This window comes from Paraburkholderia metrosideri (genome assembly GCF_904848625.1).
Lineage (GTDB): Bacteria > Pseudomonadota > Gammaproteobacteria > Burkholderiales > Burkholderiaceae > Paraburkholderia > Paraburkholderia metrosideri.
In genome coordinates, this window is the sequence record NZ_CAJHCP010000010.1 from 1 (window position 1) to 16,185 (window position 16,185).

18 protein-coding genes are annotated in these 16,185 nt (G+C 59.3%); 11 read left to right on the plus strand and 7 right to left on the minus strand.

Translation table 11 applies throughout. The features are described 5' to 3' along the window. Nucleotides 1-167: 167 nt before the first annotated feature. Nucleotides 168-1,145 carry a PhnD/SsuA/transferrin family substrate-binding protein gene (locus tag LMG28727_RS22255; RefSeq protein WP_201644479.1) on the minus strand — a complete coding sequence of 326 codons (978 nt, stop codon included), beginning with the start codon at nt 1,143-1,145 and terminating at the stop codon, nt 168-170. Nucleotides 1,146-1,859: 714 nt separating this feature from the next. Here LMG28727_RS22255 and LMG28727_RS22260 point away from each other — a divergent pair. Next, nucleotides 1,860-2,114 (plus strand): hypothetical protein, encoded by a 255-nt coding sequence (locus LMG28727_RS22260; RefSeq protein WP_201644480.1) that lies wholly within the window; start codon nt 1,860-1,862, stop codon nt 2,112-2,114. A 147-nt stretch (nt 2,115-2,261) separates the two neighbouring features. On the opposite strand, the gene bla is transcribed toward LMG28727_RS22260, so the two are convergent. Both bla and gstA read right to left on the minus strand, forming a co-directional pair. Further along, a complete protein-coding gene (bla, locus tag LMG28727_RS22265) occupies nt 2,262-3,134 on the minus strand; it encodes a class A beta-lactamase (RefSeq protein ID WP_236592236.1) in 873 nt (290 codons plus the stop codon). Between the two features lie 146 nt (nt 3,135-3,280). Continuing rightward, nucleotides 3,281-3,901 (minus strand): glutathione transferase GstA, encoded by a 621-nt coding sequence (gstA, locus tag LMG28727_RS22270; RefSeq protein WP_201644481.1) that lies wholly within the window; start codon nt 3,899-3,901, stop codon nt 3,281-3,283. Between the two features lie 431 nt (nt 3,902-4,332). On the opposite strand from gstA, the gene LMG28727_RS22275 reads away from it, so the two are divergent. From LMG28727_RS22275 to LMG28727_RS22285, 3 genes are all read left to right on the plus strand, one after another. Beyond that, a complete protein-coding gene (locus tag LMG28727_RS22275; protein ID WP_201644482.1) occupies nt 4,333-5,043 on the plus strand; it encodes an SDR family NAD(P)-dependent oxidoreductase in 711 nt (236 codons plus the stop codon). A gap of 70 nt (nt 5,044-5,113) precedes the next feature. Beyond that, entirely contained in the window at nt 5,114-5,350 is a 237-nt protein-coding gene (locus tag LMG28727_RS22280; RefSeq protein WP_201644483.1) for a tautomerase family protein, read from the plus strand. Nucleotides 5,351-5,546: 196 nt separating this feature from the next. Then, nucleotides 5,547-6,458: a LysR family transcriptional regulator gene (locus tag LMG28727_RS22285; RefSeq protein WP_201644484.1), complete on the plus strand. Its 912-nt coding sequence runs from the start codon at nt 5,547-5,549 to the stop codon at nt 6,456-6,458. A gap of 180 nt (nt 6,459-6,638) precedes the next feature. Here the strand turns inward: LMG28727_RS22285 and LMG28727_RS22290 are convergent, their stop codons facing one another. Continuing rightward, on the minus strand, nt 6,639-7,256 hold the full coding sequence (locus LMG28727_RS22290) for a TetR/AcrR family transcriptional regulator (RefSeq protein WP_201644485.1): 618 nt from the start codon (nt 7,254-7,256) through the stop codon (nt 6,639-6,641). An 83-nt stretch (nt 7,257-7,339) separates the two neighbouring features. Between LMG28727_RS22290 and LMG28727_RS22295 the strand changes: the two genes are divergently transcribed. Beyond that, entirely contained in the window at nt 7,340-8,467 is a 1,128-nt protein-coding gene (locus tag LMG28727_RS22295) for an MBL fold metallo-hydrolase (RefSeq protein ID WP_201644486.1), read from the plus strand. A 132-nt stretch (nt 8,468-8,599) separates the two neighbouring features. Here the strand turns inward: LMG28727_RS22295 and LMG28727_RS34670 are convergent, their stop codons facing one another. Then, nucleotides 8,600-8,863 carry a CBS domain-containing protein gene (locus LMG28727_RS34670; RefSeq protein ID WP_201644487.1) on the minus strand — a complete coding sequence of 88 codons (264 nt, stop codon included), beginning with the start codon at nt 8,861-8,863 and terminating at the stop codon, nt 8,600-8,602. 716 nt (nt 8,864-9,579) lie between these two features. Between LMG28727_RS34670 and LMG28727_RS22305 the strand changes: the two genes are divergently transcribed. The 4 genes from LMG28727_RS22305 (at nt 9,580) to LMG28727_RS22320 (ending at nt 12,800) form a co-directional block, all read left to right on the plus strand. Continuing rightward, nucleotides 9,580-10,596 (plus strand): alcohol dehydrogenase, encoded by a 1,017-nt coding sequence (locus LMG28727_RS22305; protein WP_201644488.1) that lies wholly within the window; start codon nt 9,580-9,582, stop codon nt 10,594-10,596. Nucleotides 10,597-10,869: 273 nt separating this feature from the next. Beyond that, the gene (locus tag LMG28727_RS22310) at nt 10,870-11,148 is read left to right on the plus strand and encodes a hypothetical protein (protein ID WP_201644489.1); all 279 of its coding nucleotides are present in this window, start codon (nt 10,870-10,872) and stop codon (nt 11,146-11,148) included. A 42-nt stretch (nt 11,149-11,190) separates the two neighbouring features. Further along, a complete protein-coding gene (locus LMG28727_RS22315; protein WP_201644490.1) occupies nt 11,191-11,550 on the plus strand; it encodes a superinfection immunity protein in 360 nt (119 codons plus the stop codon). A 371-nt stretch (nt 11,551-11,921) separates the two neighbouring features. Next, nucleotides 11,922-12,800 carry an ATP-grasp fold amidoligase family protein gene (locus LMG28727_RS22320; protein ID WP_201644491.1) on the plus strand — a complete coding sequence of 293 codons (879 nt, stop codon included), beginning with the start codon at nt 11,922-11,924 and terminating at the stop codon, nt 12,798-12,800. Here LMG28727_RS22320 and LMG28727_RS22325 read toward each other — a convergent pair. Beyond that, nucleotides 12,792-13,655, minus strand: a complete 864-nt coding sequence (locus tag LMG28727_RS22325; protein WP_201644492.1) for a helix-turn-helix transcriptional regulator — start codon at nt 13,653-13,655, stop codon at nt 12,792-12,794. The two genes, LMG28727_RS22320 and LMG28727_RS22325, sit on opposite strands and share 9 nt — an antisense overlap. A gap of 98 nt (nt 13,656-13,753) precedes the next feature. Between LMG28727_RS22325 and LMG28727_RS22330 the strand changes: the two genes are divergently transcribed. Beyond that, nucleotides 13,754-14,644 carry an SDR family oxidoreductase gene (locus tag LMG28727_RS22330; protein WP_201644493.1) on the plus strand — a complete coding sequence of 297 codons (891 nt, stop codon included), beginning with the start codon at nt 13,754-13,756 and terminating at the stop codon, nt 14,642-14,644. A gap of 204 nt (nt 14,645-14,848) precedes the next feature. Beyond that, the gene (locus LMG28727_RS22335) at nt 14,849-15,238 is read left to right on the plus strand and encodes an MmcQ/YjbR family DNA-binding protein (RefSeq protein WP_201644494.1); all 390 of its coding nucleotides are present in this window, start codon (nt 14,849-14,851) and stop codon (nt 15,236-15,238) included. 71 nt (nt 15,239-15,309) lie between these two features. Here the strand turns inward: LMG28727_RS22335 and LMG28727_RS22340 are convergent, their stop codons facing one another. Continuing rightward, nucleotides 15,310-16,182 carry an AraC family transcriptional regulator gene (locus LMG28727_RS22340; protein ID WP_201644495.1) on the minus strand — a complete coding sequence of 291 codons (873 nt, stop codon included), beginning with the start codon at nt 16,180-16,182 and terminating at the stop codon, nt 15,310-15,312. Nucleotides 16,183-16,185 lie beyond the last annotated feature (3 nt).

Consider the following 16,185-nt stretch of genomic DNA (forward strand, 5'->3'; position numbering starts at 1 on the left):
GGTCGTTGGCAAATTCAACCTGCTTCGCGCGCCATGCGCGGAACGAGGCGGGAACGGTCGTGAAGTGACCGTGGCAATCGATAATCATGGTGTCTCCAATTGACCGGCGCTGAAGTTATCAACCTTCGCTCCGGTCCAATGCATCCTGTTGCGTTCGAGTCGGCGGGTTACTTCGCCAACGGATCAACGAACAGTTCGTTGATCGCCATACGGCGCGGCGTCAGCCCCTGCTTGAACGCAGTCGCTTCCAGCGTTTCAATCGTCTTCAGGTTTTCCTGCAGACCATACGGCAGCGGGTCGTGACCGACGATCTTGCGCAGTTCCAGATACTTTTTGTCGCTCGCCGCCGTCGCTTCGCCTGCATCCAGGCGGGCGAGCCATTCCTTCTTCGCCTGCGCGAACGCGTCGTAAATCGATTTCGCGATCCACGGATGCTCCGCCAGCACCGAATCCTTCACCACGATCGTGCCGTGCATCGGATAAACGCCGGTGCGTGCGTAGTATTCGGTTTCGAGTTCGGTGGCGTTCGGCAGCAGATCCGGGTAGTCGGCTTCGACCTCCTTCCAGCCGCCGGTCGGCGCACCCGTGCGGCCAATGCCGGCCGCAGCGGCAAAACCTGCCGACAGTTCGCCCGATGCCATCATTTCGGCGAGCGAGCTGCCTTGCGGCGCGTGAATCACGTTTTCCGGCAACTTCAGTTGCTGCACGTGTTCTTCGTCATCGACCACCCAGGTGACCTTCGACGAATCCAGGCCGAACTCGTCGATCAGCACCTGACGGGTCCACACGCCGGTCGTGACCGAGTACGCGCGCACGCCGACTTTCTTGCCTTCCAGATCTTTGGGATGCTTGATGCCAGCGTCCGGGCGAACCAGCAGACCACCGTGGTGAAAGCGGCGTACTACGAAAATCGGCAGACCGACAAACGGCGCGCCGTATGCGCGGGCGATGATGTAAGTCGTCGGCGCCAGTTCGCAGACGTCGAATTCGACATCGCGCACCATCCGGCGGAATGCACCGATTTGCGGCTGAACCGTAACGAACTCGGCATCCACGCCCTCGATGGGGATGGAACCATTGCGGATAGCAGACGTATGTGGATGCTCAGCGATAGCGATTTTGAGCGGGACTTTCTTGGTCAACATCCTCTCCTGTGAATTAGTCGTCGTCGGCAGCGGGATGAAGGAACCAGCGCCAGACGTATCGTCTCGGTAGGGTAAGAATATTGGAGGACGGGTCCGGCGTCCCTACACAAAAGTTACATTCAATGGCACTTTTGTGGATCGACCCGCAAGCCGCGCTGCGCGGGGGCTGCGGGCATGTATGCCGCGATGTTGAGCGGCCGCTGCGGAAGGTAACGAGGGCGGTGCACGGCGGCGAATGCGGCGCACGCTGTCGGGCGATGGCGCTGAAATGGTGTGGCGCGCCTGGCGCATCCCTGACAGAAAAATTCGGAGTGAGAGTTTTATTTCGTCAGATTGCGGAGAGCATCTCGATTCGGCGATGCCGGGTCAGTCTGTGGACGCCCGCACGCAGGTTGCCCGGTGAGTTGCAGCACGTGTCAGGGTGGTTTGCACGTCGTCAATGAATCGTGGACACCGCCGGCACTTGCGACACAGACGTCCACCGCTCGGCCCATCTGCTTCGGGATGCGAAGCAGACCAAGCGTTGAATCGGCAACCATCGCTTCGAAACAGCGACGCTGGTGTGCTGCATCGACATCGGAAACAGACGACCTGAAAAGGTCGCGCGTCAGCCGGAACGGCTGCTTTCATTAGAGTAATCTTTCTTCCAGACCAGAATTTTTTTATTTTTCTCGGGCCTATGATGGCTCCATCAACCCACGGGAGGGGCGTGTGATGGCGGTCGGATATTTTGTTAATGGAAGGCGGGTGAACCCGCATGCGCCCGGGAATCTCTTGTCGGCTGACGCAGTCACTCATCTGCACGGCGACGATTTCATGCGGACTTTTGGGGCTGAAATGTTCAGACGGCTCCCTCTTGAACAACAGGCCGCCGTGGTCAGTGCATGGGCAAAAGCAAACCCACGCAAAAATAGCGAGCGAAACGACGCTTTTGAAACGTTGCTGACGGCAATATTTGCCGCTGCCTGATTACGGCCATGACGTCGATTTTCCGCTTCATACGCTTGTTTAGAGCGCGACGCCCATTCTCCGGACGCACCCTGCGTGCTCCGCGCGCAATGCTATTGAAATCCTCGCGGATCGAATCGATCCGCGAATCACGTGCGCCCGCGTTCGTCAGGCACTCACGTTGGCCCATGTCACAAATGCGCGACCGGCTTCGCGCAACACCGTTTCGCGAAGATCCATACTGACGCCGGGCGCATCGTAATAGGCAGCAATCAGAAGCGGTGCGCGACCTGGCGGTCGCACGATCGCGTAATCGTTCGTTTCTTCTTCGACACTCGTGCCAGGACGGTCGCCGGCCAGCCAATCTGCGGGCAACGCCGCGCGGATCCGATTGAGACCCGGCTTGCAGGAAACCATCCACGCTTCCAGTTGCCGACGCGATTGAGAACTCAGCGTATCACCCAGAAGAATGCGGCTGACAGTCGTGGTCATTGCTCTCGGCGTAGTCGTATCGAGCACGCCGTCATACTGGTTCGACGTCGGTTCATAGCGATCAGAGCGGGTCACGTTATCGCCGAGAGTTCGCACAAACCGGGTCAGCGCCTCGGGACCGCCGGCACTTCTCATCAACAGGATCGCCGCGGTGTTGTCACTGACTTCGACAGCAGCCCGGCACAGCGCGCCAACCGACATCGCCCCCTGTGCAACATTTGCCTTGGTCACCGGTGACGTGAAGATGAGGTCTTTAGCGGTATAACGCACAGGTCGTTCGAGACTTTCCTTGCCCGCGTCCACGCGCGCGAGCACTTGCGCGGCCAGAAGTCCCTTGAATGTGCTGCACATCAGAAAGCGCTCGTCGGCTCGATAAGCAAGTGTCCGGCCTGAACCGGTATCGATAGCGAATACGCCTAGGCGTCCACCATAGCGGCGTTCAATGTCGGCTATCGGGGATTCGGCGGCGAACAGCGGCGCGGCGATACTCATACCGAGTAGAAAGGGCAAACCTAAGGCCACGCTCCGGCGTGTCGTGGAAATCGTCATGGTGTCGTCTCGTGATTTTGTGCTCAATGTCGCTGCGGGCGCCCCCGCCATTCATGCGATCACCCGACTCGCGCCGCTGAGCCGGCAACGAGTCGGCCGATGCCGGGAACATGCCCCAACGAGTGATTAAACGCCGTCAGCGACTCTTACGCCGACACGTTGCTAATCAACCCTTCTGCTTGCATGGCGGCCTGAACGAGCGGGCGTTTTGCAACGCGCTGCTGAAATGCCGCGATTGTGCCGAACTGTGACAGGTCGAGATCGACATGACCCGCCCAGTTGGTCACGGTGAACAGATACGCGTCCGCCGCTGAGAACTCGTCGCCGAGCAACCACGACTGTTTAGCCAGGCGCTGTTCCAGCAACGCATAGTGCCTGCTCAAAGCCGCTTTCCGTTCCGACCGTACGCCTTCCGGAGTGGCGGGATTAAACAGCGGCGAGTAGCCCTTATGCAACTCGGAGTTAATAAAGCCGAGCAGTTCCTGAAGACGGTATCGCGCGAGCGTGCCGTTCGCGGGCGCGAGCCCGCTTTCAGGCTTGAGGTCTGCGAGGTACTGCACGATTGCCGGTCCTTCAGTCAGCAACTCGCCGTCATCCAGTTGAAGAGCAGGCACGCTGCCTTTCGGATTGATCTGCAAGAAATCAGCGCCGCTTTCCGTGCGCTTGGCCTTGAGGTCCACCTTCACCAGTTCCACTGCAACACCCGCTTCTCGCGCGACGATATGCGGCGACAGCGAGCATGCGCCCGGGGAGTAATAAAGCTTCATCGAGTTTTCCAGAAAGATTTTTAACGATTGTGCAACGCTCAGAACGGCCATTAGAGCCGTTACGCGCACGCATCGGATAGTAGCCAGGTGCGCCGCGTTCTGGACGCCCGCCGTCGAAATAATTCGGTAATCGGATAGTTACCGGATCGTCGACAGAACGCCGGACCGTGAGTTTGCTGGCGAGCAGAAGCCAAGCCCGGCTGGTCATCGCCCGACCTGCCAAATGACGGAGGTGCCCGGAATTTTGCTGGCGCCCAAGCCTCGGCAATTTGAAACCCCACCGCCCTTCCCGACCATTTGTACCTGGAGCGAATGACTGTTTGTCCATGGCGGGTATTCGAACTCAGCGCCAATGCGCCTAGATTTCATACCCATCGGAGCCGATGGCCCGATCAGCATCGAATCCCAACTAGCCGTCTGGAGGTTTCATCATGAGCACGTCACAAAAGGTCGTTGTCGTTACCGGCGCTTCACAAGGCATTGGCGCCGAACTGGTCAGCGCGTTCCGCAAACTCGATTACCGCGTCGTCGCCACCGCACGATCGGTGAGACCGTCGGACGATCCCAACATCCTGACGATTGCGGGCGATATCGCCGACCCGGCGACCGCGCGCCGCGTGATCTCCGAAGCGGTCGCTCGCTTTGGCCGTATCGATACGCTGGTCAACAACGCCGGCATCTTCATCGCCAAGCCTTTTACTCAATACACTGCTGAAGACTACGCGGCCGCCATTGGCGTGAACGTGTCGGGCTTCTTCCACATCACGCAACTGGCGATCGCGGAGATGGAAAAGAACGCGAGCGGTCACGTGGTCACCATCACGACCACGCTCGCCGACCGTGCGATCGACGGTGTACCTTCGGTGCTGGCGTCGTTGACCAAGGGCGGCCTTAACTCGGCTACGAAGTCGCTTGCCATCGAATATGCGAAGAAAGGTATTCGCGCCAACGCGGTTTCGCCTGGCATCATCAAGTCGCCGATGCACGCGCAAGAAACGCATGCGGCGCTGGGCGCACTGCACCCAATCGGGCATATGGGCGAGATGAGCGATATCGTCGGCGCAGTGCTATATCTGGATGCCGCGCCGTTTGTGACGGGTGAAATCCTGCACGTGGACGGTGGTCAGAACGCGGGCCATTAATCGCCCCGCCGTACTGTGACGGCGCCGTGAGGCGCCGCGTCAGTCAATCGAAAGTGACACGGAGGACAACATGCCTATCGTCACCATCCAGGTGACCCGCGAAGGGTCCAAACCCGGCAACGATTCCGTCACTGCCGACGAAAAAGCGAAGCTCATCGAAGGCGTCAGCCAATTACTTCTCGATGTGCTGAACAAGCCGCTCGACGCCACCTTTGTCGTCATCCAGGAAGTGGAGAAGGAGAATTGGGGCTGGGGCGGCTTGCCGGTCGATGCATATCGAAAGCAGCGAGCGCTGAAGCCGGATTGACACGGGTCATGGGCGATCTTCATTGTATGGACGCAGGGCAAATCGAAGCCGCCCGCGCAGCAGAGTCCTGATATTCTGTACGGACCCTTGTTGCGCACCGAAGGCGACCGCGCCGCCCGCTGCGTCCACGTTGCGGCCGTGCGGGGCGCATATCTGCCCCGGCAAGAAAGCGCGCTACTGAAGATCGCCGAAATCCATGCAGCGTCAATTTGAAGATGTCCTTCTGGGCAGTATCGAACTGTTCTGCCTCGCGGCGGAACTCGAGAGTTTCACCAGCGCTGCGAATGCCGCCAGTGTCACGCCGGCAGCGGTCAGCCGTTCGGTCGCGCGTCTGGAGGAGCGACTCGGCGTGCGCCTGTTTGTGCGCACCACCCGGCAGATCCGGCTGACCGATGCAGGAAGGCGATATTTCGAGCAGTGCCGGCTGGCATTGAGCCTGCTGACCGATGCCGAGCGTGAAGCGACCGGGCAGCAAACCGCGCCTACCGGGGTATTGCGGATCAGCATGCCGACACCGTATGGCCACTATCGCGTTCTACCGCTGCTTGCGGAGTTTCGTACGCGCTATCCCGGCGTCACGGTCGAAACGCACCTCAGCAACCGCAATATCGACTTCGCCGAAGAAGGTTTCGACCTCGCGATTCGCGGACGTGCGCCGAGCGACTCAGGGCTGATTGCGCGAACAATCGAGGACGCGGAACTGGTGGTCGTCGCTTCACCCGCTTATCTGCGTCACGCGGGCAAACTGAAAACGCCCGACGATCTGGTTGATCACGACTGCATTCAATATGCGTTGCCGAGTACCGGGCGCAATCTTCCGTGGCTATTCAAACAGAAAGACGAAGCGACCGAGATGATCACGCGTGGCGGCTGCTCGGCATCGGGTGATGTGCTTGCCGGGGTGACCCTTGCGCGTCACGGCGCGGGGATCTTTCAGACTTACCGGTTTATCGTCGATGAAGACATCGGGAAAGGAACGCTGAAGGAATTGCTCGTGCCTTATGGCGGTTGTTCGCGGCCGTTTGTTTTGCTCTATCCGCACGCACGGCACCTATCGTCGCGCGTGCGGAGTTTTGTCGATTTTCTGATGGAGCGGCTGGGTTCGTAGCCACGAACGGCCGCTCTCCCGGCGAGCCACGCTATCGGCGTTTCTCGCACAGCGCATGTCAGGCTGCGCCAGGCATCTTTGCTTTGAGCAGTATGTTGGCTTTGGAGACTTCTTCAAAGTACTTCACTTGCGAGCTAACAACGCACCCTGGGGGGCCGAACGCTAAAACGTAGAGCGCGCTCACTCGTATCGAGCAAGGAACATATCCGCCGCCGATTCAGCGACCTTCTTCTGTTCGGCTTTGCTGAGCGGCGGCTGCCCCATCGTTACCTGCGGCCAGAACGCGAACGACTTCACGAGACCCTGTAACTGCTGCGAAGCGAACACCGGGTCTGATGTCTTGAGACGCCCGTCGGCAGAAGCCGCGCGTATCCATACGGTTAGATCTTCCTCACGCTCGCTCATCCGCGCCACCATGTCTCGCGCACGTTCCGGCGAATGAATGCCGGCCGCAATCGCGACACGTGCGAGCGACAGAAACGCGTCGCCGTTCATCAGCCTCAGCTTGCGTGACAACAATTCGAGCAACTGGACCCGCAACGGCTGGTCCGCGCGATAGGAAGGCGCGTCGCCCATATGACTCGCGTTCCACAACTGCTGCAGGATCGCCGCAAACAGCACCTCTTTGCTCGGGAAATGGTTGTAGACCGTACGCTTGGAAACGTTCGCCCGGGCCGCGATACGGTCCATGCTGGTCGCATCGAAACCGGCAGCGAGAAATTCTTCAGTAGCCGCGCTGATCACGGCAAGGCGCTTGCGATCAGTCAGGCGTTGGTGGGTAATAACGTTCGGGTCCATCGCTAAATTTTACACCAGGCGGTTTACTTTTCTCGATAATAAACTACACTACCAAGTCTACTTTACGCATCGGGACGTTTCACATGACATCGTTCACCGGTTTCATCGGCCGCGCGTTGGGCTTTACCGCAGCGAAACGTGGGCGCGACTTGTCCCATTCGTCGGCGCAGCACGACGGCCAGCGTTTTCGCAACGTCAAACCGCGTCCTGCCGAGGGCTTCGGCAAAACGTTGCGCATCATGTGGAACGTGCTGTTCAGGAAGCCGACAGGTACGGCCCCAACGGGGGCGCTTCCCGTCGACGTATTGACCCGCGAACAACTCGATGCCGCGCCTGATCGCAGCCTCTACCGGCTCGGGCATTCAACCATGCTGCTCAAGCTGCGTGGAGAGTTCTGGCTGACCGATCCCGTGTTCGCCGAACGCGCGTCGCCGTTCCGGCGGGTGGGTCCCAAACGCTTTCATGCGCCGCCCATTGCGCTGGCTGATTTGCCGCCGCTGCGCGGCGTGATCTTGTCCCATGACCACTACGACCATCTCGACCGCGACACGGTGCTCGCGCTCGCGGCAACGACGGGTGTGTTCCTGACGCCGCTCGGCGTCGGAGACCGGCTGATCGAATGGGGTATCGACGCGAAGAAAGTGCGCCAGTTCGACTGGTGGCAGAGCGTGGAAGTTGGCGGACTGACGTTCACCGCAACGCCGGGCCAACATTTTTCTGGACGCAGCCTGTTCGACAGCAACAGTACGTTGTGGGCGTCGTGGGTCATTGTCGATAACGATCTGCGCGTGTTTTTCAGCGGCGACACAGGTTATTTCGACGGCTTCAAAACGATTGGCGAGCGCCTCGGTCCATTCGACGTCACGCTGATCGAAACAGGTGCCTACGACGCGCAATGGCCTTACGTGCACATGCAACCTGAAGACACCGTGCAAGCGCATATCGATCTGCAAGGTCGTTGGCTCGTGCCCATCCATAACGGTACGTTCGATCTGGCCATGCATCGCTGGCACGAGCCGTTTGAGCGCGTCATGGGTCTCGCTGCCGCTCACGGCATTACGCTGTCGACACCACGCATGGGGGAGCGGCTGGATCTCGCTGCGCCTCATCGGGGCGAGCGCTGGTGGCGCAATGTGGTTGAGATCGAAGCCAAACCGAAGACGGCGCGGCGCTGGTTCTTCTGCCGTCATACTGGGCAACCGAATTCTTAAGGCTAGTGGTTATTCGAGAGATGCGGCGAGACTGCGCCTGATGCGGCAATCGGTCGGCCGCTGGCAGTTCCGACGAGCGCGCAGTGCCGCTCTGCTCTGTTATTACCATCCGGGATGTTGAGGCGATGCCCGCTATTGTCGCGCCCGGGACAGGCATCCCGATTCGCGCCAGTTGAAAGACCGCACCCTTAACTCATATCGGCAGGGACGTCGTCGACTTCCCCACCCATCCTTCTCAGCAAATCTGCGATCGGACACGACACCCTGGCGTTCTCCGTCTTCGACAACGAGCAGATGATGGAACTTCACGACATCAAAGATTTCCTTCACAGTCGCCAATGTGTCATCGAATCCGACGGTGACGACTGGCGAGGTCATGATTTCTTCTACGCGCATCCTGTTTCGCCTTCCAGGCCACTATTGAGGTGACGCGAGTCGACGCGTGACCCGCGTCATTTGACCTGTCTCGAACAGAGACGTATATATTGGACTAACCGGCCTACCTGGCTGGCAAGCGACCGCAACAATTGGCAATCTGACAATGGACCTCTGGATTCAACCCTGCGCGCGATGCGCGGACCTCTACGGCAAATCTTCTACCGAAGCGCCGCATCAGGATCTTTCGCTGAAGGGCGTCGGCGCTGCGGGCGAGTCTCGAAGAGAACAGCACTACGCCTGTGTTCGATGCCGCGCGGCTTTCGTGCGAGTGCTTGCCGGGCCACCTACACGGCAAATCTGGATGCTGCTGAACGCAGGTCAACATTGATGCATCGCTTGCTCAGACTTTCTCGTGCGCGATGGCATCGCCAATCGTCCACAGCAGTCCATCATGCACAAAACATCCCGCTCCTTTTGTAACTAAACGCCTTACCGTAACGGCAGACGTCTAACTTCGCTTTTCGCCATAAGTCCGGCATCCCGGCATCGCGAAACAGATCGAACCCCATGCAACAAGTTGGATTCCGCCCGATTTTCAACTATGGTCAACAAGCGACACTTGTCCGCGTAAAACGCATCGCAGCATTCCGAGTGTTCAATCAACGCTGAAGGCGCGAGGAAACAGGGCGCCCTTCAGAATGCCGACCATGACGACGATCAGCGAGGTGAAATCCATGTCCAGAATGAAGGCGGTACAAGTGGCGGAAGCGGGAGGTCCGTTGAAGCTCGTTGAACTGGATGTTCCAGAACCCGGCGACGGGCACGTTCGCATCAAGGTTCAGGCGTGCGGGATATGCCATAGCGATTCGCTGACCAAAGAGGGGCAATGGCCCGGGCTGCAATTTCCACGCGTGCCGGGCCATGAAATTGCAGGCGTTATTGACGCCATCGGCACCGGCGTAGAAGGATGGAGCGTCGGTCAGCGCGTCGGTGTAGGTTGGCACGGCGGTCATTGCGGCCGTTGCTCCCGTTGCCGCCAGGGCGACTTTGTTCTCTGCGAAAAAGCCCAGGTGCCGGGGATCAGTTACGACGGCGGCTATGCGGAGTTCGTCGTGGCGCCGGTCGAGGCGCTGGCGAGCATTCCGGACGACCTGTCCGACGCAGACGCAGCGCCGCTGTTATGCGCCGGGATCACGACGTATAACGCGTTGCGCAATAGCGGTGCTCGCGCGGGCGACGTGGTCGCGATTCTCGGTATTGGTGGGCTCGGACACCTCGGCGTGCAGTTCGCACGCAAGATGGGCTTCAACACCGTCGCGATCGCCCGTGGCCAGGACAAGGCCGCGCTGGCGAAGCAACTCGGGGCGCATCACTACATCGACAGCAAGACGCAGAGTGTCGCCGAGGAACTCAGCAAGCTCGGCGGTGCGAAGGTGATTCTCGCGACGGTCACGAGCGGCAAGGCAATGAGCGCGGCAGTCGGTGGGCTGGGACTAAACGGGAAGCTCATCATGGTGGGCATTTCCGAAGAGCCCGTCGAGGTTCCCATCGCCCAGTTCATCATGGGGCGCAATTCGATTCAGGGCTGGCCGTCCGGCACGTCCGCCGACTCGCAGGACACCCTTGAGTTCAGCGCGCTCTCCGGCGTCAAGCCGATGATCGAAGAGTTTCCGCTGGAGCGCGCGCCCGAAGCTTATGACCGGATGATGAGCGGCGCAGCGCGTTTCCGGGTGGTGCTGAAGATGGCGTGACAATTCGGTGTGATAGGCCGCCGGGGCTGCTTCACGGAGAGAAGCGGCCTTTGCGGCAATGCCACGCCGACGCGAAGAAAAATGAACGTGAGAGGGCCGTGCTGCCGGCCCTGTCACTCCGCGCCAGCCTGCATCGTATTGTTCGATTCGCAGCAATTCTGATTTCACCCTATCGGTATAGAAAAAAGATAGGCGCCGACTAAACTTCAATCCATCAGCCGCGCAGTCATCGTCGATTCGCGGCACCCTTTCAAACTGGATTGGAGAGTCATCATGAAAAGCAAATTCCTCGCAGCCTTGCTGATCGCCGCAACAGCCTCGATCGCCGCACCTGCATTTGCCAGTGGCTACGGCCCGGCTCCTTCGTATCGCCCGTCGGTGGGTGCCCCTGCATCGCAACAGGGCCAGAATGCGCAAACCGTCGCGGCCGATCGCAACAACAGCGCAGTTAATTCCGCGAATGATTCGTACGGCGGTGTGGCTGCATCTTCGTCGGAATCTGGCGGCCGTGAATCGGTGAGGTCGTTTGGTCGCCTGTATTCGAATCACTAAGCAGAATAGGTCCGCTGACCGAGGTTGTAGCGAGGTGTCGACATGATGAAGATTATCGAAGGTGCAGTGTTCCTCGGCGCAGTCATGCTTTATCTGGCGCCGTCAATCATCGCAGACGCCAGAGAACGCGAAGACGCGTTCGCGGTGACCATGGTGAACATTCTGCTCGGATGGACGGTTATCGGCTGGTTCGCCGCGCTGGTGTGGGCACGGCACCCCATCAGCGACCGCCGGATGAAGCACTTCGCGAAGCGGGCACAACGCGCGGTGACCCGTGTGACGATCGATGCAATTGTCGCTCGCGCGGAAAGTCGGGCAAGCTCGATCCCGATGTTTAATCCTCGCCTGGTGCCGATAGTGGCACGCATTGCGGCGAACAGTAATCGGCGGGAAAAGCTTTAAGTGCAGTGTTTGATTTGTTGAGTATCGGTGGCATGAATGTTCGCTGTTTTTATTTTTCGCGGATGCCACCGATAGGGTTACTTTTAAATTGTTTCTCAACACAGATTCTCCCGCTTTTCCGCAATTGATCTCCATCGACCATACTCCCCCGTTTTTCTCGCTGCCCCCTCTTCTTCCGCGCTGGTCGACACTATTCCCCGTTAAAGTGCAATGCGCGTTCGAAACGCACAACCTAATCAGCCGATCTCTCTTCGTTTTGTGCCACACGCTTTTAATCGAATCTTCCGCAGCTATGCTTCAGCGCAACAAGTCCATCTCGTGAACGCAATCTGATGACCCACGGCTGACAGGTCATTGTTGGGAGACCCACCATGCCCCGCTCACCCGACGCGCTGGTTCGACGGATGAAGGACAGTGCAAAGCAGCTTCTTCCTGATGCGATTTTCCTGAGCTTGTTGCACCGCAAGCACATTGGCCGCTTCCCAAAACTATTTCGCCCGACAACCTTCAACGAGAAGATCCTGCAACGCAGTCTGCGGCCGGACCCGCGCTACGGTGCGTTGACCGACAAACTTGCCGTACGGGATTACGTCAGGGCGAAAGTGGGCGAGAAGCATCTGGTCCCGCTTATTTCGGCGCCTGACGTCTTCACGCAAGCGGTCTTTGACACACTGCCCGACTCCTTCGTGATGAAGGCGAATCACGGGAGCAGTTTCGTCGAAGTCGTCAGGGAGAAAAAGCAAAATACTTTCGCCAATTTGCAACGCCTCGCCAGTCAATGGATGTCCACCGATTTTTATAAAGTTGCACGGGAGCGTCATTATCGGCAAATCCAGCCACGCATTTTCTTTGAAGACCTTCTTCTTGATGAGCGTGGTGAGATTCCCGCTGATTACAAGGTGCATTGCTTCGGAGGCGACGCTCGCAGACCGATGATGTTCATCGTCGTGATCTCGGACCGCTTTGGCAACAACACCCGTGGCGACGTGTACGACGCGCAGTGGAATCATCTTGAAGTTGGAATCGGTCCCTACGCTCGCAGTACCGCACCGTCACCGCCGCCCGGAAATCTGCAATTGATGCTGGAAACAGCCGCCGTTCTTTCCGAAGATTTCAATTACGTTCGCGTCGATCTGTATGCGCCTAACAACGACGTGTATTTTGGCGAGCTAACCTTCACTCCCGGCGCAGGCGTGGTTCCCATGAGACCCGACTGGGTCGATTTCGAGTGGGGGCGATTTTTAACTTGAGACGTGCTCGTCAAACGCCGCTGGCGTCGACGCATTCGCGGCGAGCTCCCTGATTCGCTGCGCGACCTCACGATCAAGCGGGGTGTAGACAATCATGCCGAGGTCGGGCCGGCCATCGACGGAAAAAGCCGAGTATTCCAGTTCGATCACTCCCAGCTCAGGATGCGTCAGGCGCTTCACACCATCGCCGTCCTCGTGACTATGCACATCGTTGTCTCGCCATAACACCTCGAACTCCGGGCTGATGCGGCACAGTTCGTCCACCAGTTCACCGGCTTCGGATACCAGGCCCGCACGCGCCACATCCGCTCTGAATGCACCCACCACGAAACGGGCGACGCTTTCCCAGTCGTGCTGCTTGGCACGGACAGTGGGATCGCGGAACAGGAACTGGAGAATATTGCGCTGATCGGGCGGCAATGCGCCGTAGTCGGTCAGCACGACGGCCGCGGCACGGTTCCAGGCCACGACGTCCCAGGTCGGCGTCTTGATGATCGCCGGGCTGGCATCGAGTGAATCGAGTAGACGCTGCATGCGGGGATTGACGCGGTCAGCCGACCTGTAGCGCACCTCGGGCGGCCGCCCCAGCCCCAGCATGAAGAGATGTTCGCGCTCCGCATCGGTCAGCATCAGCGCGCCGGAGATCCGCTCCAGCACTTCCGCCGATGGCGCGCCGCCGCGTCCCTGTTCGAGCCAGGTGTACCAGGTCGGACTGATGTGCGCGCGCTGCGCAACCTCTTCGCGACGCAATCCTGGCGTGCGCCGCCGTCCGGAAAAGCCGAAGCTCGCCGGATCGAGGCGCGTCCGGCGGCTTTTCAGAAAATCTCCAAGCGATCTGGGTGTGTTGACCGACATGATGACCCTGTTAGTCGTTTTACTATGATGAGATCACTACTTTAACGGGATAACAAATGATCGGATAGTGAACATGTCATGACCAAGGAGGCTTCATCGTGCGAATTTTCGTTACCGGGGCGACCGGGTTTATCGGCTCCGCCATCGTTCCTGAATTGATCAATGCGGGTCATCAGGTGATTGGCGTGACCCGTTCGGACGCGGGAGCACAAGCGCTGATCGATGCGGGCGCCGAAGTGCATCGCGGAACGCTAGAGGATGTCGAAAGTTTGCGCAGCGGCGCGGCTAAAGCGGACGGCGTGATCCACACGGCGTTCGATCACGACTTCTCCCGATTCGTCGAAAACTGCGAGAAGGACAAGCGTGCGATCGCGGCACTCGGCTCCGCGCTTGCGGGCTCCGACCGGCCGCTGATCATCACGTCGGGGACCGGCATAGGCAGCGGCGAACACGGCGAACCTGCCACTGAAAATGTCTTCAATGCCCACCATCCGAATCCGCGCATCGCGTCCGAACTGGCGGGGAATGAACTGCTGGAAGCCGGGATCAACGTGTCGGTGGTACGCCTGCCGCAAGTCCACAATCCGTTCAAACAGGGGCTGATTACGCCGCTCATCGGCATCATTCGGGAAAAAGGCGTCGCGGCCTATGTCGGCGATGGACGCAACCGCTGGCCGGCAGGTCATCTTTCGGATGTCGCGCATCTCTACCGGCTCGCGCTGGAAGCGGGTGAACGGGGCGCACGTTATCACGCAGTCGGCGAAGAAGGCATCAGCAGTCGGGAAATCGCCGAAGCACTGGGCCGGGGCTTGAACCTGCCAGTCGTTTCCATCGCGCCGGAGGAAGCCGCGGCGCATTTCGGATGGATGGCGATGTTCGTCGGCCTCGATATGCCGGCCTCCAGCGCGTGGACGCAGGCCCGCCTGGACTGGCATCCGACGGGGCCGACGCTGATTGCCGATCTTGACGAAGCGCGTTACGACGCCTGATTTTTTCGTGGCGACGTAGCCTTGCATGAGAGTTCCGGCTTCAGATTCCTGGCGGATCTGAAGCCGGTCAGCGGTTTCGACAGCGCGCCACGAGCGCAGAGCCCTGAAACATTGCAGTCCGCTTGTGCACCCCTCTTTGCAGCCCCAATACCATGGCAAACTGCGATTAGCCGAATCAAAGGGCCTTTTGAGAGGACACAGCCAATGACCACGCTCACTTTCGAAACGGTACGGGAACTGGGGCTTAGCCTACCCGGTGTCATTGACGGCACGGCCTACGGGGCGCCAGCGCTGAAGCTGGATGGCAAAATCCTTGCCTGTGTACCGACCAACAAGTCTGCGGAGGAAAATTGCATCGTCGTGCGTATCGATTTTGACCGCCGCGGACAGTTGCTGGAGCGGCATCCCGAGACCTACTACGTCACCGATCACTACGAGCCTTATCCCTCTGTGCTCGTCCGCTTATCGAAGATCACTCGTGCCGACCTAAGCAAGCTACTGGCGGACGCTTGCGCTTTGACTTCTCCACCGCGTGGTTCACACACTGCCGACACGAAAAGGCGCGCGAAGGCGCCGGTGAAAACGCCCAGGTGATCCGCGTCGGAGAGACCGGGCGGCCGCAGGCGTAACGTTATCGCGGCCTATCCGTTCCCGTCATGTTGCCGTCACACCAAAGGAATGTAGATATCGGTTTGCCATTGATCCTGCGGCGTGTCCTGCGACACGCTCAGGTAGTGAAAGAACAACGGATGGTCCCGCAGTTCTTGTCCGCTTGCCGGCAACCAGTCACGGTAGATCGGATAGATCGTCTCACCGACATGATCCGTCGACCCCGTATGCCGAACCACCGCGCACCGGCCGCCGGGAATAACGGAGGCCCGCACGCCATAGTCATTCGGCGCGACCGGTTCATCAATCTCTCCGCAGATATCGAAGCGGAACGCTTCCGCCGGTGTCGTATCCGGGTTGTTGTGCGGAATGCCGAAAGTCCTGCTGGATGCCAGCGGCGATTGGCCGCTCTGCTTGCGCCAGTCGATGAATTTCCGCACGCTCTCGTTGACGAGTCCCGCAGGACCACAATGTTCGAGCGCAGCAACGCGGGTTTCAGAAAAGTCGATGATTCGCACTTGCATGGTCAGTTTCCTTGAAAGATAGGGAACAACGAAGGTCGCACTCCAGATCTGCCATTTCGGATCGCGCCGGAACGCACTTGGCGTCGTGCCGAACGCACGTTTGAACGCTCGACTGAACGATTCAGGGCTGTCGAAGCCCGCGTCGAGCGCGGCATCGAGCACCGTGCAGGATGCCTGTGACGCCAGCTGGCGAGCCGCCCCGCGCAAGCGCATCAATTGCACATAGCGTGCGACGGGCACCCCCACATAAGCCGCAAACTGCCGGTGAAAATGGAACTTCGAGAAGTTCGCTATCCGGCTGAGTGCTTCCACCGACAGGTCGCCCTCGAGATTCACATCGATATAGGCGAGTACGGCGTTCAAGCGCTTCGTGTAGGTGGTCGTGGCGTCTGTATGAACTTGCATGGT